Here is a 16,970-nt window from a genome sequence, read left to right on the forward strand (position 1 = left end):
GGTCAGCCCCCGGCGAGGGAAAATCTTGTTCCGTGCAAAGAACAGGACGGTCAGAAATCCCGCGCCGAACCCGGACGCAAACCGTCGAGAACGAAACCCAGCACCCGCCGAGAGGCCTGATCGTCAACGGCGATAGTCGCCTGAACCGCGGCCGACAACAGCGTCATGTCACTCGCCTCGAAGTCCGCCCGCAGCGCACCTGCCTGCTTGGCACGCCGCACGAGCTTGTCCAGGTGCACGCCCATGGCTTTGTGGTTGTCGGCGAACAACTGCGCCAGCCTGGTCGGCGGGGTGCCACGCGACCAGCCAAGCGAGTGGTTGAAGCCGCCTGTGGTCAGTTCCCACAGGCCCCGGTCGGCGGCCAGGTCGTGGATGGACCGCTCGAAGAACCGCACGAACCCCGCCCAGGCGTCGTCGTCCTCGCTGGCCTCGCGGGCGAGTTCGGCGGCGCGCACGAGCGGCTCGCGGTAGACCTCGTAGATCAGCTCGTCCTTGTTGGCGAACCGCCGGTAGACCGTGCCCACGCCGACGCCCGCGTGCCCGGCCACGTCGGCGAGGGTGGCGTCGAGCCCACGTCCGGCGAACACCTCGGCCGCGGCGTCGAGCACCCTGCGCAGGTTGGTCTCGGCGTCGCGTCGCATCCGATCGCTTGGCGGCACCCGGCCACCGTACCCGCATCCGCGTCCCGCTGATCGGCACAGCGGTGCTACCTCAGGGAATGATGTCCCACTCGAGGATCCCGCCGTCGACCACCTTGGGCCGGTAGTGCTTGAGCGCGATGCCGCCGGTCTCCAGCGACGTCGCGGTCACCTCCAGCAGCTCGGTCAGCGTCCGCGGGTAACGCTCGAAGCCCATGTCCGATTCCTCGTCGTGCTCCCCCAGCCGCCCGCCGCGCCCCGGCCGCTGGTCGAGCAGCAGGTTGCCGCCGCCCCCGTCCTGCGCGAACGGCACGACCTGGCCGTGCCACCACGAGCCGACGTTCTCGTCGTGCCCGCTCGTGCCCAGCACGTCGCACATCATCTTGGCGTCGACGTCGATGGCCCTCGCCGACATCGGCTGGTAGAAGGGCGGCAACGTGAAGCCCGCTCGCATGTCCGTTCCCGCGCCGTCGTGCCGCCGCAGGAACGCGATCAGCTCGGCTGGGAACGGCACGCCGATCTGCCGCTGCGTCTCGGCTAGCAGCGCGGGGTCCGCCGGTGGCGCGAGCGTCGCGGCGGTCGCGGGCGCGTTGGCCGCCAGCCACTTCTCGATCCGCTCCCACGCCCTGTTCACGCGATCGGTCACCCGCTGTGGCACGTCCACGAGGCGCTTGGGCCCTTGCCCGATCCGGCATCCCGAGTCGACAGTCAGCGTCGGCGGCGGTGGCGTGGTCGTCTTCCTGGTCGTGCTCGTCGCCGAGACTCGTGGGCCCGCACCAGGTTCGGTGTTGGACACCAGCAACACCGTGACCACGCCGACCGCCACGACAGCGACGACGATGCCGGCAACCGCGAGAACCTGCCCCCAATGAGGTTTCACGCGGACGCACTATTCCACGAATCCCGCGCGGCCGTGAGAGTGTGATCGGTGTGGACGAATCGACCGTCGAAGGCGGACCGCTGGTCACCGCGAGCTCGGTGACGTTCCGGCTGCCCGACAACGGCCCCGTTCTCGCCGGGGTCCGGCTGCTGCCCGCGATGTCGTTGCCCGGTGCGGACCTCGAGTTCACGTACGCGGACGGCTGCTGGGCGTTGCCGATGAACCGGCCGCCGGTCTGGCGAATGGAATACCGGCTCCAGTTGCGCCACCGCGACGGCCGGGTCGAGGAGATCTGCGACCCGGGCAACGATCTGCGCGCGCCGGGCGCGTTCGGCGACAAGTCCGTCGTGGAGTTCCCGGACTACACGGCCCCGCGCTGGCTCGGCACGCCCCCCGCCGGCGAGTTCATCGACCTGGACGTCCCCGGGGTCACGGCCCGGCTGTGGTCGCCCGGCGACGGCCCGATGCCTTTGCTGGTGGCCAACGACGGTCCCGAGTATGACCGGCTGGCCGGGCTGACGCGGTTCGCCACCTGGTTCGACATCCCGCATCGGGTCGCGTTGCTCCAGCCGGGTGATCGTGATGACGAGTACTCCGGCAACCCGGAGTACGTCCGGACGCTCGCGCGTGACCTGCTGCCCGCCGTGCGCGACCTCGTCCCGGTCGAGAAACCCGTGGTCGGCATGGGTGCGAGCCTCGGCGGGCTGGCCATGCTGCACGCGCACCGCCGCAGGCCGAGCCTGTTCGGCGGGCTGTTCCTGCAGTCGGGGTCGTTCTTCGACCGGCGATTGGATCCGCAGGAGTCGGGGTACAGCCGCTTCGGAAGGATCACTCGGTTCGTCAGTGGAGTCGTGCGGGGAGGCGGTAGGGGCAGGCCGATCCCGGTGACGATCACGTGCGGCCTCGCCGAGGAGAACCTGGCGAACAATCGCCAGCTGGCCGCGGCGCTGGTGGCACTGGGTTATCCGACGGGGCTGGTTGAGGTGCCGGACGCGCACAACTACGTGGGGTGGCGGGACGCGTTCGACCCCGCGCTGGCCGACCTGCTGCGCGCGGTGTGGGAGGGATCTTGAGGCGTGACCAGGTGGAGCTGGCCGGCGGGACGGTGATCGCCTACGGCCACTACGGCAGGCCGGTGCTGGTGTTCCCGTCCGAGCAGGGCCGGGCGTGGGACTGGGAGAGCAACGGGATGATCGGCGCGGTGCGGCCGTTGCTGGAGGAGGGACGCGTGAAGCTCTACTGCGTCGACTCCCACGACGCCGCGTCGTGGTCCAACCGGTCGATCCCGTTGGAGCAGCGAGCGAGGCACCATGGCACGTACGAGGCGTGGATCCTTGATCATGTGCTGCCGATGATCCACGCTGACTGTGGCGGACCGACGGAGGTGGCCACGATGGGGTGTTCGCTCGGCGCGTTCCACGCGGTGCTGTTCGCCTTGCGCCGCGCCGACGCCTTCCCGCTCGCGGTCGGCCTGTCCGGCAACTACGACGCCTCCTCCTGGCACGGCTGGGGTGAACGCGGCGACGCGATGTACTTCGCCAACCCGGTCGACTTCGTGCCGAACCTCGACGGTGACCACCTCGGCTGGCTGCGGTCCCGGTTGTCGGTGCTCCTGGTCGTCGGCCAGGGACAGTGGGAGGACACCACCGGCTCGTTGCCGTCCACCCGGCACATGGCCGATCTGCTGCGGGACAAGGGCCTGCGCTGTGAACTCGACGTGTGGGGGCACGACGTGCCGCACGACTGGCCGTCGTGGCGGGCGCAGCTCGCCCACCACCTGCCCAGGTTCTGCTGAGAAAGGGAGGACGCGCATGCCGGACCGCACAAAGCACTTGCTCGGACTGCTGCTGGGCACCGAGGAGGACTGGCCGCGCGCGTTCGAGACGCTGGTGGCGCGGCTGGGGCCGGTGCGCGATCCGGCGGGCACCGAACACGCGCTGGCCACCGAGCGGATCACCGTCGAACCGTTCGACCTGCGCGCGAAACCCCGTTACGACCTGGTGATCGACCGGCTCGCCTACTGGTACTACGTACCGCGCGAGTGGTTGAAGAAGGTCGCCCTGATGGACGACGTGTACCTGCTCAACAGCCCGTTCACGTTCCAGTCCATGGAGAAGCACGCCGCGTACTGCGCGATGATGCGACTGGGGCTGAAGGTCCCGCCGACCTGGCTGGTGCCGTACAAGAACCCTGTCGACCACGCCAAGTACGCCTACACCGCGGCGAAGTACAACGAACCGTTCGACTTGGACGCCGTGGCGGCCGAGGTCGGCTACCCCCTGTTCATGAAGCCCTACGACGGCGGCGCGTGGCGCGGCGTCTCGCGGATCACCGATCCCGCGGCGTTGCACAAGGCGTACGACTCGTCCGGTGAGATGCTGATGCACCTGCAGGCGTCGGTGGAGGGCTACGACTCGTTCGCCCGGTCGCTGACCATCGGCCCGGAAACCATGGTCATGCGGTTCCAGCCGGAGAAGCCGATGCACGAGCGCTACGCCGTGCAGCACGGGTTCCTCTCCCCCGATGCCGGTTCGGAGGTCGTGTCGATCTCCCGGCTGATCAACGCGTTCTTCCGGTGGGAGTTCAACTCCTGCGAGAGCCTCGTGGTCGGCGAGGAGGTCTACCCGATCGACTACGCCAACGCGTGCCCGGACATCTCGATCACCTCGCTGCACTACTACTTCCCGTGGGCGATCGGCGCGTTGCTGAAGTGGTCGGTGTTCTGCGCGGTGACCGGCCGCCGGGCCCGGCTCGACCTGGACACCCGCAACTACTTCGAGGTCGCCGACTCCCAGCTGGACTACGACGCCAAACTGGCCGAGTACCGCAAGCTGGCCGACGAGTACTTCGACACGGCCGCGTACCACGAGTTCTGCGCGACCTCGTTGCCCAATGTGGACAACATGGTCCGGGACTGGGTGTCGTCGCCGGACTTCGACGCGCTGCTCGTCGACACTGTACGCACAACGTATCCACCCGCCGAGCATGATCGGTTCGTCGCGCACTTCCGCGGCCTGATCGGACTCTGGATCCAGGAGGGCTGAGCGATGGGTCAGGAAGTCGAGCGGCGGACGTTCAGCCGCGAGGACAGAACCCGCTACCGGCACAAGGTGCGGCGGTGTCTCGACGCGTTCGCCCGGATGCTGCAGGAGGCCCGGTTCGACTTCGAGCGGCCGATGACCGGCCTGGAGATCGAGCTGAACCTGGTCAACAACCAGACCGAACCGGCGATGCGCAACGAGGAGGTGCTCTCCGCGATCGCCGACCCCGACTTCGTCACCGAACTCGGCCAGTTCAACATCGAGATCAACGTCCAGCCGCGCGAGCTGTCGGGCGGCGGCATCACCGCGTTCGAGAAGCAGGTCCGCGACAGTTTGAACGCCGCCGAACACAAGGCACGCACCAAAGGCGCGCACATGGTGACGGTCGGCATCCTGCCGACGTTGCGCGCGACGGACCTGACCCACGACAGCCTGTCGGCCAACCCGCGCTACGCACTGCTCAACGACCAGATCTTCCGGGCACGCGGCGAGGACATGCACATCTCGATCGAGGGCACCGAACGCCTGGAGGTCACGTGCGACTCGATCGCGCCGGAGGCGGCGTGCACGAGCACGCAGCTGCACCTGCAGGTCAGCCCGGCGCAGTTCTCGGCGTACTGGAACGCCGCGCAGGCCATCGCGGGCGTGCAGCTCGCGCTGGCGGCGAACTCGCCTTTCCTGTTCGGGCAACACCTCTGGCAGGAAACCAGGGTGCCGTTGTTCGAACAGGCGACCGATACCCGGTCCGACGAGCTCAAAGCGCAGGGCGTGCGGCCGCGGGTGTGGTTCGGCGAGCGGTGGATCACGTCGGTGTTCGACCTGTTCGAGGAGAACGTCCGGCTGTACCCGGCCCTGCTGCCCATTGTGGACGAAGAGGATCCGTTCGAGGAGCTGGAAGCAGGCAACATCCCGTCATTGGGTGAAATGCGGTTGCACAACGGCACGATCTACCGCTGGAACCGCCCGGTGTACGACGTCGTCGACGGAACCCCGCACCTGCGCGTGGAGAACCGCGTCCTGCCCGCCGGTCCGACCGTCGCGGACACGCTGGCCAACGCGGCGTTCTACTTCGGTGTGGTGCGGATGCTCGCGGAAGCCGAGCGGCCGATCTGGTCGCAGATGTCGTTCAGCGCGGCCGAGGAGAACTTCCACCTCGGTGCCCGCAACGGGATCGACGCCCAGTTGTACTGGCCGGGTGTCGGTTTCGTGCCCGCGGCCGAACTGGTGCTGCGCCGGTTGCTGCCGATGGCCCACGAGGGCCTCGACCGCTGGGGCGTGCACCCCGATGAGCGGGACCGGCTGCTGGGTATCATCCAGGACCGCTGCCTGACCGGCCGCAACGGCGCCACCTGGCAGGTCAGCGAGGTCGCGCGGATCGAGGAACGGGACAACACCGACCGCTACACAGCACTGCGGACGATGCTGAACCTCTACATCACCAACATGCACTCCAACACGCCCGTGCACTCGTGGCCGATCGACTGAGGAACGCTTTCATGCCGGCTCTTGACGCCGGGTGGCCGTGAGTACAGTGTGTCGCCATGTCCGACGGAACTGGTACAAAAAGCGCGTTGCTGGTCGTCAACATCGTGCTGTGGCTGTTGCAGATCGCGCTCGCCGCGTACTTCCTGTACAGCGCCTACATGCTGTTCTTCGAACCCGGCATGGTGAAGAAGTTCGACAACATCGGTTTCGGCCAGTGGCTGCGCCACGTCACCGGCGTGCTGGAGACCGCGGGCGCGATCGGCCTGCTGATCCCCGGCCTGTCCGGGCTGGCCGGGCTCGGGCTGGCACTGGTGATGGTCGGCGCCTCCGGTACCGAGGTGTTCATCCTCGACAACGGAGACGCCACCCTGCCACTGATCCTGCTGCTCGCCTCGGTGATCGTCGCCATCTTCCGTCGCGGCGACATCACCGCCTTCTTCAGCCGACTGCGGCCCGGTCGCTGAACCGCAGGACCCACTTGCGCTGCCACGGGGTCTCCACGGCCCTGTGGTTGTAGTGCTCGCGCACCCACGGGATGGCGTCGGCAGGAGCGACCCCCGCCAGGATCGCCAGGCAGGACATCGCTGTGCCGGTCCTGCCGACACCACCCGAACACGCCAGTTCAGCGCGTTTGCCGGACCCGGCGGTGTCGAACAGCTTGCGGATGGCGCGGATGGCCTCCGCGGTGTCCTTCGGCAACAGGAAATCCGGCCATTCGAGCCAGTCGTGCGGCCAGTCGATCGAGCTCGCGTGCTTGCGTCGCAACGTGGCTGTCCCCAGGTACAGCCCGTACTCCGGCTTGATGCCGGCCGGCTCGGGGTTGCGCAGACCCCGGCCGCGGATCCAGGTCCCGTTCGGCAACTGGATCGCGCCTTCGAGATGGGAGCTGGTCATACGCATTTCTACACCGGCGGGTCTACTCGGCGCAGCCCGGTTCACGCACGCCGCCCTGGATCCACGGCAGGTTCACCTTGCGGAACGCGATCGACCGGTGGGACGTGGAACTGCTGCCGGTGTTCTCGTTGACCTCGATCAGCGCGCCGACGTGGTAGTCGGCGGTCTTGACGATGCTGGAGTAGCCGCCTTCCCGGTACGTCGGGCTTTCGCCGGGTAGCGGCGCGTCGGCGAACGGGCGGCTGTAGCTCCAGGTCCTGCCCTCGTCCTCGCTCATCCGGATCCGCATCTTGGTGCGGGTCGTCGTGCTCGCGGAGTTCACGAACGCCAGGCGCGCGGGCGCGTCGGCGTTGTAGCGCATGGTCGACGCCTCGTTGAGCGGGTCGAGCAGGCAGTCCGCGCCGGTGAACGGCGTGAAGCCGGATTCGATCGTGCCCCTGGCCACCCAGCGGCGTTTGGTGTTCTCCCAGTTGGCCGACGTCGGCCGGTCGTTGCGGTACAGCCTGCCGTCGGCCAGTTCGAGCACAGTGGACTCCCCGGTCTGCTCCATGGCCGCGCCGGTGGTCGTCCTGAGGACCTGCACCTTCCAGGTCGCGCCGTGGTCGTCGCTGTAGATGGTGCGGTGCTGCGCCGGGACCACGAGCCTGCCGGGGTTGCGCACCGTGGTCTGGATGCCGGTTCCGGGGCCGACGGCGTCCCAGTTCCAGCTCTTGCCGCTGGCGAGGTTCCTGGGTTTGAGGCTGCCGGACATGTCGGCCGGCGCCTGCCAGGTGACACCGTCGTCGCCGCTGGACGACAGCCACACCTGGCGGTCGTCCCACGAGTCGACCGGGTGGTGGCCTTCCGGCTGGTGGTTCATGAACAGCCAGATCCGGCCCGTGGAGCGGTCCACGACCGGGGTGGGGTTGCCCCACACGCCTTGGCCGGAACCGACCACCTCGTCCAGCTTGGACCAAGTGGCGCCGTTGTCGGTGGAACGCTTGTACAGCAGGTTGATGTTGCCGTAGTCGCTGTTCGCGGCGGCCCTGCCTTCGACGAACGCGATCAGGGTGTTCGCGTTGGTGCGGACCAGGGCCGGGATCCGGAACGAGTGGTACCGGATGCCGTTGAGCGTGTCGTCGCCCCCACCGTCGAAGATGATCTTCTCCGTGTGGGACTGCGCGGCGGCGGAGGCGACGGCCGGGAGCGCGGTGGTCATGACGGCGGCGGCTGCCAGCAGCAGCCTTCCCCAATGCTTCACAGCCGCTGATCCTCACCGACAGATGTACAAGCGACCTACAAAGCGAATCGTTATTGTCTCGGCCATGAAGACTCGTTGGGTTTTGACCAGTGTTGCCGCGCTCGCGGCTTCGGTGCTCGCCGCGGCACCGGCCCAGGCAGCGCCGACCGGCCAGCACAGGCCGATCGTCCGCTGCGAGTTCACCCCGACGCCGGAGAACCCGTCGCCGAAGCCCGTCCTGCGCCCGCTGCCGTTCGCGCTGACCGTCGGCAAGCAGAAGGTCACGTTCAGGACCAACTACGGGCCGATCGTGATCGAACTGAACCGGGCAGGCGCGGCGCCGTGCGCGGCGCACAACATGATCAGCCTGGTCGCGCAGCGGTTCTACGACAAGAGCCAGTGCTGGCGGCTGACCGACAACGCGCGGCTCGGCGTGCTGCAGTGCGGTGACCTGATCAAGGCCGAGGTCGGCGGCCCCGGCTACAAGTTCGCCGACGAGGTCACCGGCAAGGAGACCTACCCGCGCGGCACGGTGGCGATGGGCAACCAGGGGCCCGGCACGAACGGGAGCGAGTTCTTCATCGTGCACTCCTTCGCCAACATCGCCCCGAACTACTCGGTGTTCGGCAAGGTCGTGCGCGGGATGGACGTACTCGACCGGATCGTCGCGAACGGGATCGTCGACACGGATCCCGCCGTGCCCGGCGACGGCCTGCCCGCCAAGCCGGTGAAGATCGAGAAGGCCGTGCTCAGCTGGTACTGAGGGACGCCTGGTCGGTTGCGGGGACGGCGGTCCAGCTCAACTTAGGCTTTGTACGCGGATTATGCGGGACGTGTACGTCGGCCCGTCACGATCCAGCCGTGCCCGCACCGAAGAAGTACCCAGACGATCTCCGGGTCAGAGCTGTCCGGCAGGTGTTCGACATCCGACGAGCCAGGGGGAACTCCTACGGCGTGATCGCCGAGGTCGCCGCCGACCTCGGCATCGGCGACCAGTCCCTGCGCGGCTGGGTCCGGCAGGCCGAGCTGCACGGTGAGACACCCGGTGAGCACGTGTCCGCCGAGCGGCGGATCACCGAGCTGACCAAGGAAGTCCAGCAGCTGCGCCGGTCCAACGAGATCCTCAAGGCGGCGTCGGCTTTTTTCGCGCGGGAGCTCGACCCGCGACCGAGCAGCTGATCAAGTTCGTCAGCGACCACAAGCACACGTTCGGAGTCGAGCCGATCTGCCGGGTCATGGGGATCGCTCCGTCCACCTACTACGCGGCCTCGGTCCGGCCGCCGTCCCTGCGGTCCCGCCGCGACGAGGACCTCAAACGGGAGATCCTGCGCGTGTTCGCCGAGACCTCGTCCGGGTCGCGGCGGATCTGGCGGCGGCTCAACGAGGAGGGGATCCAGGTCGCGCGCTGCACGGTCGAGCGGCTGATGCGGGACATGAAGATCTCCGGCGGGCCGCGTCCCGCCGAGACCGGGCCGGGTGTCCGGCGGTGGTTCGTCGATTTCGCCGACGGCGTGCTGTACGTCGTCGACGAGTCCGCGCGCAGGATCCTGGCCTGTGAACGGTCCGGGGTGGCCACGACCGAGGTGGTCCTCAACGCGCTGGAGAGCGCGCTGTGGGGCGGCACCTGGCATCCCGGGCACACCGTCATCCGTTACGGGGAGCGACTGGCGGCGTCCGGTGTGGACATCTCGACGGGCACCGTCGGGGTGAGCCCGACGGCCCAGTCGATCATCCAGTGGTACAGCCGTGAACTGACGGCCGCGGGTTAGGTGCCGCGGCGCGGCTGCCTGCGGGGTTTGAGGCGGAGGTTCGGCAGGATCGGGGCGGGGATCCTGTCGCCTCCGTGGCCCTCGACCGTGCCGAACCGGCGGCCGCGGGTGCCGGCCTCCCAGTCCGCGCGGGCCTCGGCGATCTCGTCGTGGCCGCGGCCGACGAAGTTCCACCACATCACCAGGTCGTCGGGGAACGGTTCGCCGCCGAGCAGCACCACACGCGCCGGACCGGTCATCGCCAGCGAGTCCCGGCCTGTCCCCAGGTACAGCAGCGGCCCCGGTTTCACCTCGACTCCCGCGACCTGGACCACGCCGTCGAGCACCAGCAGCCCGTACTCGAAGTCCGACCGCAGGGGCACGGTCGCCTCGGTGATGTCGATCTGCGCGCCGACGAGCGGTGTGTACGTCGTGGCCGGTGATTCGGCGTCACCGAGCGTGCCCATGAACACCAGGGCGTCGATGCCGTCGTCGCGGTAGCGCGGCAGCGACGGGTGGTGTTCGAACGCGGCAGGCATGTCCGTGGCGTCGGCGGGCAGCGCCACCCACAGTTGCAGCGCGTGCAGCGGCCCGGTGCCGGCCGACACCTCCGAATGCGACACCCCGCGCCCGCTGGTCATCAGGTTGAGCTGGCCGGGGCGGAGGATGACGTCGCTGCCGACGCTGTCGCGGTGGCGGATCTCGCCGGACAGCGGCCACGTCACCGTCTGCAGGCCGATGTGCGGATGGGGCAGGACGACCATCTCGGCCACGTCCGGACCGAACCGGTCGAGGAAGCACCACGCACCCAGCGTCGGCAACTCGCGCTGCGGCAGGAGCCGGTCGACCTGGACGCCCCGCACCCCGCCGAGCGGCACCTCGCGGGCCTCGAAGAACTCCGGCGCGGTGAGATTGCTCATCGCGGCCACTTGACGTGGTCGTCGTACTGGTCGGTCTTGCGCACGAACGAGACGATGAACGGGCAGACCGGCACGATCACCTTGTCGCGCCCGACGACGTCGTCCAGCGCGCCGCTCGCCAGCACCTTGCCGAGTCCCTTGCCCGCGAAGGCGCTGTCGATCTCGGTGTGCGTGAAGACGACCTGGTCGTCCACCTCGGTGTACGCCGCGAATCCGGCCAGTTCACCGCCGTACAGCACGTCGTAGCGGCTCTTGTCCGCGTTGCGCACGACCTGGGTCGTTTCGTCAGTCATCTTGTCCTTCTCGGCTGAGAACGGTTTCCGCTGTCCATAGTGACGCATCCCGGCGTTCTCGCATTCCACTCGGACGGCGAGCAGGTTGCTACTACCGGGCCTGACTGAACTCGGGATCGATCCACTACGTTGTGGTAACTGTGAGGCCTGAGGACACCGAGATCACCCAGCTTGCGTTCGCGGCTCGGCGTGGCGACCGCGGCGCGTTGGAGCGGTTCATCCGTGCCACTCAGCGGGACGTGTGGCGGTTCGTGGCACATCTCGCGGACCCGAAACTGGCCGATGACCTGGCGCAGGAGACCTATCTGCGCGCGCTGGGCAGCATCGGCCGGTTCGAGGGCCGCTCGTCGGCGCGGACGTGGCTGCTGTCGATCGCGCGCCGGGTGGTCGTCGACCAGATCCGGGCGGCGCAGGTCCGGCCGCGGCACGCCGACGTGCCCGACTGGCAGGCGGCGGCCGAGCGCGTCCAGCAGGCACCCGGTTTCGAGGAGGGTGTCGTGCTGGAGGAGCTGGTCCGGTCGCTCGACTCGGAACGGCGCGAGGCCTTCGTGCTCACCCAGACGCTGGGACTGTCGTACGCGGACGCGGCCGAGGTGTGCGACTGCCCGGTCGGCACGATCCGGTCGCGGGTCGCGCGGGCCCGTGACGACCTGATCACGTCCATGAAGGACACCGACACACCCCGGCGGCGGTTCGCCTAATCCCCTTCCGTCCCGGCTGTGCTCCTGCCCGGACGCGGGAACGGCTATGCGCTGTCGTCACCGTCACGCAGGGAATGGATCATGCTTCGCAGGATCCTCCGCGCGTCCGACTGCTCGGTCCCGGTCATCCCGGCCAGCATCCTGACCTCGACCGACCGGACCGCCGCGGTCGCTTTCTCGAGGATCCGCCTGCCGCGGGGCGTGAGCCGCGTGGGAAGCACCTTCCCGACGGGTGCCGCCGGGGGCCTGGTCACGTGGCCCTCTCGTTCCAGGGCCTGGAGCAGCACGTTCATCGTCTGCCGCGTGACGAACGCGCCCCTGGCGAGCTCGGAGTTGGACAAGCCCGGTCGTTGAGCCAGCAGTTCGAGGCAGGAGTAGTGCGTCACGCTCATCCCGAGCGGCCGCAGCACCTGCTCCATGGCCGCACGCAGGGCGCTCGATGCCTCTTTCAGCAGGTAGCCCAGTGACGTCTCCAGGTCGACACCGTCTTGACTCATGTCAGTATTCTGACATAGGTTGATTCGTGTCAGGAAACTGACACGAATCGAAGGAGCAGCACCTTGCCCGCCACCGGCCCCGACTTCATTTCGCTGCAAGCGCGCGACCTCGACGCTTCGCAGGCGTTCTACGAGCAGTACCTCGGCCTCGTCCGGTCACCGGCCGGACCGCCGCACGCCGTCGTGTTCGAGACGAAACCGATCGCGTTCGCCCTGCGCGAGATCGTGCCCGGCACCGACCTCGCCTCCGTCGCCCAGCCCGGCATCGGTGCCGCGATCTGGCTGCACGCCACCGACGTCCAGGCCATCCACGACGCCCTCGTCGCCGACGGCCACACCATCGTCGCCGCACCGGTCGACGGTCCCTTCGGGCGGACGTTCACCTTCGCCGACCCCGACGGCTACCAGATCACCCTCCACGACCATGTCTGAGGCGAGCACCCTGGTTCTCGGGGCCACCGGCGCACTCGGTCACCACGTACTGGACGCGCTGACCGCCCGGGGAACCAAACCCGGAACGATCACCGCGGCCGGCCGGAACCACGTGCGCCTCGAGGAACTCGCGTCCGCCGGGTTCAGCACCGCCGCCGTCGAGCTGCCGGACTCGGCCGGCGTCGCGGAACTGGTCGCCCGGCACTCCGACATCGTGTTGATCTCGGGCAGAGACCCGGACCGCCTCGCTCAGCACGAGTCCGTCATCGAGGCCGCGAGAACCGCGAACGTCCGTCACGTCTACTACACCAGCGGAGTCCGAGCCGACGATGACCGGTTCGCGATCAACGCGGACCACCGGGCGACGGAGAAAGCTCACCGCTTCCGGGGTGACGTACACGATCCTGCGGAACACCTGGTACATCGAGAACTACGTCCAGGCCCTGGCAGGCCCCCGTTTCACCGGCGTCCTCGCCGCGGCGACCGGTGACGCCGTGGTCGCGGCAGCCGGCCGGAAGGACCTGGCCGAGGCATTGGCCGTCGTTGTCACTACAGACGGGCACGACGACGTCACGTACAGCCTTTCCGGCGACGCGAACTTCACCTACGCCGACATCGCCGAAGCGATGTCGGTCGTGCTGGAACGAGAGGTCACCTACCAGCCCGTCACGCCCGAGCAGTTGCGAGCAGCGCTCGTCAAGTCGGGGATGGACGGCGAACTGGCCGGCTTCCTGGCAAGTCTCGACGAGACCATCGCCGCCGGTGTTTTCGCGCGGACCGGAGACGATCTCTCCCGGCTCATCGGCAGGCCGACGACCGGCCTTGTCGAAGGACTGACGGCGAAGTGAACAGGGGGACGGCGCGGGCGGGGCTCGCGTCGTCCCAGACCAGTGCCTAGTCGATGTCCAGCACGGCCTTGCCGGAGATCCGGCGGCCGAACAGCGCGGTCGCGGCCTCGTCGAACCGCGTCCACGAGCCGCGCCAGCCGACGTCGACCGTGAGCTTGCGGTCCGCGACCAGCTCGAGCAGGTAGGCCAGGTCGGACGCGTATCCGTCGCCGGACTAGAACGACACGAGCGACTTGGCCGGTCCGACCGTGGCGTACGGCTGGAACACGGCGGGCTCCATCGACGTCCAGCCGATGCTCTGCAGCACGCCGCCGGTCCTGACCAGCTCCCACGCCCGGACGAGCGTCGGGCCGCCGACGTTCTCCAGCACGACGTCGACCGGTTTGACCGCGTCCAGGTCCGCGACGATCTCGCTCGCGCCGAGCTCGGCCAGTCCGTCACCGCGCCGGGCCAGTGCGACGACCTCCGCGCCTTCCAGGGCCGCGAGCTGGATGGCGTACCGGCCCACCCCGCCGGACGCGCCGGTGACCAGCACGCGCTTGCCGGTCAGCTCACCGGACCGCCGCAGCGCCCGGAGCGCGGCGACACCGGCGATCGGCAGCGCGGACGCGACCGCCATGTCCACTTCGTCCGGGATGACAGCGAGTTCCGCGACGGAGACCGCGCGCTTCTCGGCCCATCCCCCGCTGCCGCCGAACGTCAGCACGTTCGCGCCGACCCCGGGGCCCTCGCCGTTCGCGGCGGCCGCGACCACCACACCCGCCGCGTCCCACCCCATCACCTTGTCCGGCTCGGCACCCCCGGCCGAGCTGACGTCACCGTGGTTGAGCGACGAGTTCCGCACCGCGACGATCACCTGGTCCGGCGCTGCCACCGGGTCGGGTGCCTCCCGCAACCGCAGCCCGAACTCGGTGTCCGGGGTCGTGACCAGGGCGCGCATCGATGCCTCCACAAGCGACTGGAACAGAACTGCCAGGCGCGTCAACCACCTCGCCGCCCCAGCGTATTCCGGTGCTCGCGGGTCCCGCCTGATCAAGCACCCGCGGCCGGGTACTACGCAGATTTGCGTACGAAGAGATCCGCACCGGCGTGGACGCTCCCGACGCGTTGCCCGGCGACGATTTCCCCCATGGAACCTGACGTGCTGACCCCGCCGCGAAGCCCGGCTCCGGCGCGGTCGAAACCGATCAGACTGGGCAAGGACGTGCGCAAGGTGTGGCTGATCGTCCACATCGCCGCCGCGGGCGCGTGGCTGGGCATGGACCTGGTGCTCGGCGTGCTGATCTTCACGGCGATGTGGACTTCGGACCCGCAGACGCTCTCGGTCGCGATGCAGGCGCTCGAGCTGTTCGCGGTCTGGCCGTTGATCATCACCGGGGTGGCGTGCCTGATCAGCGGCGTCGTGCTCGGGCTCGGCACGAAGTACGGCCTGGTCAGGTACTGGTGGGTGTTCGTCAAGCTCGTGCTGAACATCCTGCTGGTCCTGCTGGTCGTCTTCGCGTTGCGGCCCGGTGTGCACGAGGCCGCCGAACTCGGCCGCTCGCTGCTCGCGACGCGACCGGGCGACATGGTCTACCCGCCGATCGTGTCGACCGCGGCGGTGCTGTTCGCCACCGTCATCTCCGTGCTCAAGCCCTGGGGGCGACTGAGGAAGGACGGAACATGAACCCCGTCGAGACGACCGAGCTGTCCAAGAACTTCGGGGACATCGCCGCGGTCAAGGGCGTCAGCCTGACTGTGCGCCGAGGAGAGGTCTACGGGTTCCTGGGGCCGAACGGAGCCGGGAAGACGACCACGTTACGGATGCTGCTCGGGCTCATCCGTCCCTCGTCGGGCGGTGTCCGGCTGTTGGGCAACCCACCCGGCCACGGTTACCTGGACAAAGTCGGCGCGCTGATCGAAGGGCCCGCGTTCTACCCGTACCTGTCCGGCCGCAAGAACCTCGTCGTGCTCGCCGACCACGCGGGGGTGGCCCGGACCAGGGTGGACGCGGTGCTCGACACCGTCGGGCTGGCCGGCCGGGCAGGCGACAGGTACGCGACGTACTCGCTGGGCATGAAGCAGCGCCTCGGTCTGGCCTCGGCACTGCTCAAGGAGCCGGAGCTGCTGATCCTCGACGAGCCGACCAACGGGCTCGACCCGGCCGGGATGGCCGACATGCGGGTCACCATCCGCGAACTGGCCGCGAACGGCTGCACGGTGTTGCTGTCCAGCCACCTGCTGGCCGAGGTCGAGCAGATCTGCGACCGGGTCGGTGTGATCAGCCGCGGCGAGCTCGTCGCCGAGACCACTGTGGCCGAGCTGCGGGCGGGCGGCACGCTGCGGGTCGTGGCGCAGCCGTTCGACCAGGCGCGGACCGTGCTCACGACGCTGCTCGGCGACGAGCGGGTGCTGGTGCGGGACCGGGCGTTCGACCTGGAGGTCGAGCCGGACCAGGCCGCGAAGATCACCTCCGAGCTGGTCGGCGCCGGGCTCGCGGTCAGCGAGGTGCGCTGGCGCGAGCCCGACCTGGAAGAGGCATTCCTCGTTCTGACGGGAGGCGGGAACGATGTCGCGTGACATCAGGGCCGAGATCACCAAGCAGGTGCGCAGGCCGGCGATGTGGCTGTTGCTGGGCATCGCGGTGCTGCAGACGCTCACGTTCGCCTACGTGATCCCGTACGCGGGGTACACCGGCACCGCGTCGGGCCCGGTCAGCCGCGGTCTCGCGGCGATGCTGCCCGGCCAGTTCGTGTCCAGCGCGATCGGCGGGCTGCCGCTGTTCGCCGGTGCGCTCGCGTTGATCTTCGGCGTGCTGGTCGTGGGCAGCGAGTACGGCTGGGAGACGTGGAAAACCGTGTTGTCCCAACGTCCTTCGCGGATCCGGGCGTACTCGGCGAAGCTGACCGTGGTCGCCGCGGGCGTGGCCGTGCTCGTGCTGGTGCTGATGGCGTTCGCCGCGGCGGCCAGTGTCGTGGTCGCCGGGCTGGCCGGCCAGCCGCTGGCCTGGCCGTCCCTTGTGGACATCCTGACCGGGTTCGGCGCGGGCTGGCTGGTGACGATGATGTGGGGCGCGCTCGGGGTGCTGCTGGGCGTCGTGTTCCGCGGGGTCGCGTTGCCGATCGGCCTCGGTCTGGTGTGGATGCTCGCGGTGCAGAACCTGCTGTCCGCGATCGCGGCGCCGCTGCTGACGTGGGTCAACGACCTCCAGAAGGCCCTGCCGGGCCCGAACGCGGGCGCGCTGGTCGCCTCGCTGATCGGCGGTGCGGGACCTCCTGGCGTCGAACCGGTCGTCGGCGGCACGCACGCCGCCGTGGTCATCGTGGCCTACCTGCTGGCATTCTCCGTGCTGGGCGGCTGGCTGCTGCAACGCAGAGACATCAAGTGAACCGGAG

The 16,970-nt window shown here is 68.9% G+C and carries 22 protein-coding genes, 1 pseudogene and 1 other annotated feature; of the genes and pseudogenes, 15 read left to right on the forward strand and 8 right to left on the reverse strand.

All coding sequences use genetic code 11. The features are described 5' to 3' along the window. Positions 1-50 precede the first annotated feature (50 nt). A complete protein-coding gene (locus AOZ06_RS35030) occupies positions 51-659 on the reverse strand; it encodes a TetR/AcrR family transcriptional regulator (RefSeq protein ID WP_157233424.1) in 609 nt (202 codons plus the stop codon). 52 nt (positions 660-711) lie between these two features. After that, a complete protein-coding gene (locus AOZ06_RS35035; RefSeq protein ID WP_054293295.1) occupies positions 712-1,518 on the reverse strand; it encodes an SMI1/KNR4 family protein in 807 nt (268 codons plus the stop codon). A gap of 50 nt (positions 1,519-1,568) precedes the next feature. Between AOZ06_RS35035 and AOZ06_RS35040 the strand changes: the two genes are divergently transcribed. Genes AOZ06_RS35040 through AOZ06_RS35060 form a run of 5 tightly spaced genes read left to right on the forward strand, consistent with a single transcriptional unit; the run spans position 1,569 to position 6,508 of the window. Next, complete coding sequence (locus tag AOZ06_RS35040; protein WP_218921834.1) at positions 1,569-2,591, forward strand: alpha/beta hydrolase; 1,023 nt, start codon at positions 1,569-1,571, stop codon at positions 2,589-2,591. Then, a complete protein-coding gene (locus AOZ06_RS35045) occupies positions 2,588-3,313 on the forward strand; it encodes an esterase family protein (protein WP_054297150.1) in 726 nt (241 codons plus the stop codon). The genes AOZ06_RS35040 and AOZ06_RS35045 overlap by 4 nt, the downstream gene beginning before the upstream one ends. Before the next feature lie 16 nt (positions 3,314-3,329). Continuing rightward, positions 3,330-4,562, forward strand: a complete 1,233-nt coding sequence (locus AOZ06_RS35050) for an ATP-grasp domain-containing protein (RefSeq protein ID WP_054293296.1) — start codon at positions 3,330-3,332, stop codon at positions 4,560-4,562. Positions 4,563-4,565: 3 nt separating this feature from the next. Further along, a complete protein-coding gene (locus tag AOZ06_RS35055; RefSeq protein WP_054293297.1) occupies positions 4,566-6,044 on the forward strand; it encodes a glutamate-cysteine ligase family protein in 1,479 nt (492 codons plus the stop codon). A 56-nt stretch (positions 6,045-6,100) separates the two neighbouring features. After that, the gene (locus AOZ06_RS35060) at positions 6,101-6,508 is read left to right on the forward strand and encodes a DoxX family protein (protein ID WP_054293298.1); all 408 of its coding nucleotides are present in this window, start codon (positions 6,101-6,103) and stop codon (positions 6,506-6,508) included. On the opposite strand, the gene AOZ06_RS35065 is transcribed toward AOZ06_RS35060, so the two are convergent. Together AOZ06_RS35065 and AOZ06_RS35070 are read right to left on the reverse strand one after the other, a co-directional pair. Next, entirely contained in the window at positions 6,483-6,938 is a 456-nt protein-coding gene (locus AOZ06_RS35065; protein WP_054293299.1) for a protein-tyrosine phosphatase family protein, read from the reverse strand. The two genes, AOZ06_RS35060 and AOZ06_RS35065, sit on opposite strands and share 26 nt — an antisense overlap. Before the next feature lie 22 nt (positions 6,939-6,960). Beyond that, positions 6,961-8,178 carry a sialidase family protein gene (locus AOZ06_RS35070; protein ID WP_054293300.1) on the reverse strand — a complete coding sequence of 406 codons (1,218 nt, stop codon included), beginning with the start codon at positions 8,176-8,178 and terminating at the stop codon, positions 6,961-6,963. Positions 8,179-8,242: 64 nt separating this feature from the next. Here AOZ06_RS35070 and AOZ06_RS35075 point away from each other — a divergent pair, with 64 nt between their 5' ends. The 3 genes and pseudogenes from AOZ06_RS35075 to AOZ06_RS57055 form a co-directional block, all read left to right on the forward strand. After that, a complete protein-coding gene (locus AOZ06_RS35075) occupies positions 8,243-8,920 on the forward strand; it encodes a peptidylprolyl isomerase (protein WP_054293301.1) in 678 nt (225 codons plus the stop codon). Positions 8,921-9,018: 98 nt separating this feature from the next. Beyond that, positions 9,019-9,336, forward strand: coding sequence for a transposase (locus AOZ06_RS57050; RefSeq protein WP_054293302.1), 318 nt, complete (start codon positions 9,019-9,021; stop codon positions 9,334-9,336). Next, positions 9,294-9,407 (forward strand) — a sequence feature (AL1L pseudoknot). Its footprint overlaps the gene before it by 43 nt. Continuing rightward, positions 9,327-9,926 (forward strand): annotated as a pseudogene (locus tag AOZ06_RS57055) (IS3 family transposase); the annotation flags it as partial. Its footprint overlaps the feature before it by 81 nt. The gene AOZ06_RS57050 and the pseudogene AOZ06_RS57055, both read left to right, overlap by 10 nt. Here AOZ06_RS57055 and AOZ06_RS35090 read toward each other — a convergent pair. Further along, the gene (locus AOZ06_RS35090; RefSeq protein WP_054297151.1) at positions 9,923-10,825 is read right to left on the reverse strand and encodes a pirin family protein; all 903 of its coding nucleotides are present in this window, start codon (positions 10,823-10,825) and stop codon (positions 9,923-9,925) included. The pseudogene AOZ06_RS57055 and the gene AOZ06_RS35090 sit on opposite strands and share 4 nt — an antisense overlap. Next, complete coding sequence (locus AOZ06_RS35095; RefSeq protein ID WP_335338305.1) at positions 10,822-11,166, reverse strand: GNAT family N-acetyltransferase; 345 nt, start codon at positions 11,164-11,166, stop codon at positions 10,822-10,824. The genes AOZ06_RS35090 and AOZ06_RS35095 overlap by 4 nt, the downstream gene beginning before the upstream one ends. An 83-nt stretch (positions 11,167-11,249) precedes the next feature. Here AOZ06_RS35095 and AOZ06_RS35100 point away from each other — a divergent pair, with 83 nt between their 5' ends. Continuing rightward, complete coding sequence (locus AOZ06_RS35100; protein ID WP_054293304.1) at positions 11,250-11,819, forward strand: sigma-70 family RNA polymerase sigma factor; 570 nt, start codon at positions 11,250-11,252, stop codon at positions 11,817-11,819. A 44-nt stretch (positions 11,820-11,863) separates the two neighbouring features. Here AOZ06_RS35100 and AOZ06_RS35105 read toward each other — a convergent pair whose 3' ends face one another. Beyond that, positions 11,864-12,316, reverse strand: coding sequence for a MarR family winged helix-turn-helix transcriptional regulator (locus AOZ06_RS35105; RefSeq protein ID WP_054293305.1), 453 nt, complete (start codon positions 12,314-12,316; stop codon positions 11,864-11,866). A gap of 63 nt (positions 12,317-12,379) precedes the next feature. Here AOZ06_RS35105 and AOZ06_RS35110 point away from each other — a divergent pair, with 63 nt between their 5' ends. From AOZ06_RS35110 to AOZ06_RS54895, 3 genes are read left to right on the forward strand one after another with little or no spacing between them, the layout of a single operon-like run. Beyond that, on the forward strand, positions 12,380-12,748 hold the full coding sequence (locus tag AOZ06_RS35110; RefSeq protein ID WP_054293306.1) for a VOC family protein: 369 nt from the start codon (positions 12,380-12,382) through the stop codon (positions 12,746-12,748). Next, a complete protein-coding gene (locus tag AOZ06_RS62290; RefSeq protein WP_054293307.1) occupies positions 12,741-13,238 on the forward strand; it encodes an NAD(P)H-binding protein in 498 nt (165 codons plus the stop codon). The genes AOZ06_RS35110 and AOZ06_RS62290 overlap by 8 nt, the downstream gene beginning before the upstream one ends. Beyond that, positions 13,138-13,596: a Rossmann-fold NAD(P)-binding domain-containing protein gene (locus AOZ06_RS54895; protein WP_169798824.1), complete on the forward strand. Its 459-nt coding sequence runs from the start codon at positions 13,138-13,140 to the stop codon at positions 13,594-13,596. Before AOZ06_RS62290 ends, AOZ06_RS54895 begins: the two co-directional genes overlap by 101 nt. Before the next feature lie 214 nt (positions 13,597-13,810). Here AOZ06_RS54895 and AOZ06_RS35125 read toward each other — a convergent pair whose 3' ends face one another. Next, positions 13,811-14,536: a zinc-binding dehydrogenase gene (locus AOZ06_RS35125; protein ID WP_225952981.1), complete on the reverse strand. Its 726-nt coding sequence runs from the start codon at positions 14,534-14,536 to the stop codon at positions 13,811-13,813. Between the two features lie 189 nt (positions 14,537-14,725). Here AOZ06_RS35125 and AOZ06_RS35130 point away from each other — a divergent pair, with 189 nt between their 5' ends. From AOZ06_RS35130 to AOZ06_RS35140, 3 genes are read left to right on the forward strand one after another with little or no spacing between them, the layout of a single operon-like run. Next, positions 14,726-15,262, forward strand: coding sequence for a hypothetical protein (locus AOZ06_RS35130; RefSeq protein WP_054293309.1), 537 nt, complete (start codon positions 14,726-14,728; stop codon positions 15,260-15,262). Then, a complete protein-coding gene (locus AOZ06_RS35135) occupies positions 15,259-16,155 on the forward strand; it encodes an ABC transporter ATP-binding protein (protein ID WP_054293310.1) in 897 nt (298 codons plus the stop codon). Before AOZ06_RS35130 ends, AOZ06_RS35135 begins: the two co-directional genes overlap by 4 nt. Then, positions 16,145-16,963 carry an ABC transporter permease gene (locus AOZ06_RS35140; protein ID WP_054293311.1) on the forward strand — a complete coding sequence of 273 codons (819 nt, stop codon included), beginning with the start codon at positions 16,145-16,147 and terminating at the stop codon, positions 16,961-16,963. The genes AOZ06_RS35135 and AOZ06_RS35140 overlap by 11 nt, the downstream gene beginning before the upstream one ends. Positions 16,964-16,970: the final 7 nt, after the last annotated feature.

Source organism: Kibdelosporangium phytohabitans, assembly GCF_001302585.1.
Classification (GTDB): Bacteria; Actinomycetota; Actinomycetes; order Mycobacteriales; family Pseudonocardiaceae; genus Kibdelosporangium; species Kibdelosporangium phytohabitans.

What these genes read in the sequence shown, in the direction of transcription:
- AOZ06_RS35105 (WP_054293305.1), bottom strand. Translation starts at nt 12,316, where the DNA reads ATGAGTCAAGACGGTGTCGACCTGGAGACGTCACTGGGCTACCTGCTG.
- AOZ06_RS35125 (WP_225952981.1), bottom strand. Translation starts at nt 14,536, where the DNA reads ATGCGCGCCCTGGTCACGACCCCGGACACCGAGTTCGGGCTGCGGTTG.
- AOZ06_RS35135 (WP_054293310.1), top strand. Translation starts at nt 15,259, where the DNA reads ATGAACCCCGTCGAGACGACCGAGCTGTCCAAGAACTTCGGGGACATC.
- AOZ06_RS35055 (WP_054293297.1), top strand. Translation starts at nt 4,566, where the DNA reads ATGGGTCAGGAAGTCGAGCGGCGGACGTTCAGCCGCGAGGACAGAACC.
- AOZ06_RS35095 (WP_335338305.1), bottom strand. Translation starts at nt 11,166, where the DNA reads ATGCGTCACTATGGACAGCGGAAACCGTTCTCAGCCGAGAAGGACAAG.
- AOZ06_RS35050 (WP_054293296.1), top strand. Translation starts at nt 3,330, where the DNA reads ATGCCGGACCGCACAAAGCACTTGCTCGGACTGCTGCTGGGCACCGAG.
- AOZ06_RS35140 (WP_054293311.1), top strand. Translation starts at nt 16,145, where the DNA reads ATGTCGCGTGACATCAGGGCCGAGATCACCAAGCAGGTGCGCAGGCCG.
- AOZ06_RS35060 (WP_054293298.1), top strand. Translation starts at nt 6,101, where the DNA reads ATGTCCGACGGAACTGGTACAAAAAGCGCGTTGCTGGTCGTCAACATC.
- AOZ06_RS35075 (WP_054293301.1), top strand. Translation starts at nt 8,243, where the DNA reads ATGAAGACTCGTTGGGTTTTGACCAGTGTTGCCGCGCTCGCGGCTTCG.
- AOZ06_RS35065 (WP_054293299.1), bottom strand. Translation starts at nt 6,938, where the DNA reads ATGACCAGCTCCCATCTCGAAGGCGCGATCCAGTTGCCGAACGGGACC.
- AOZ06_RS62290 (WP_054293307.1), top strand. Translation starts at nt 12,741, where the DNA reads ATGTCTGAGGCGAGCACCCTGGTTCTCGGGGCCACCGGCGCACTCGGT.
- AOZ06_RS35090 (WP_054297151.1), bottom strand. Translation starts at nt 10,825, where the DNA reads ATGAGCAATCTCACCGCGCCGGAGTTCTTCGAGGCCCGCGAGGTGCCG.
- AOZ06_RS35130 (WP_054293309.1), top strand. Translation starts at nt 14,726, where the DNA reads ATGGAACCTGACGTGCTGACCCCGCCGCGAAGCCCGGCTCCGGCGCGG.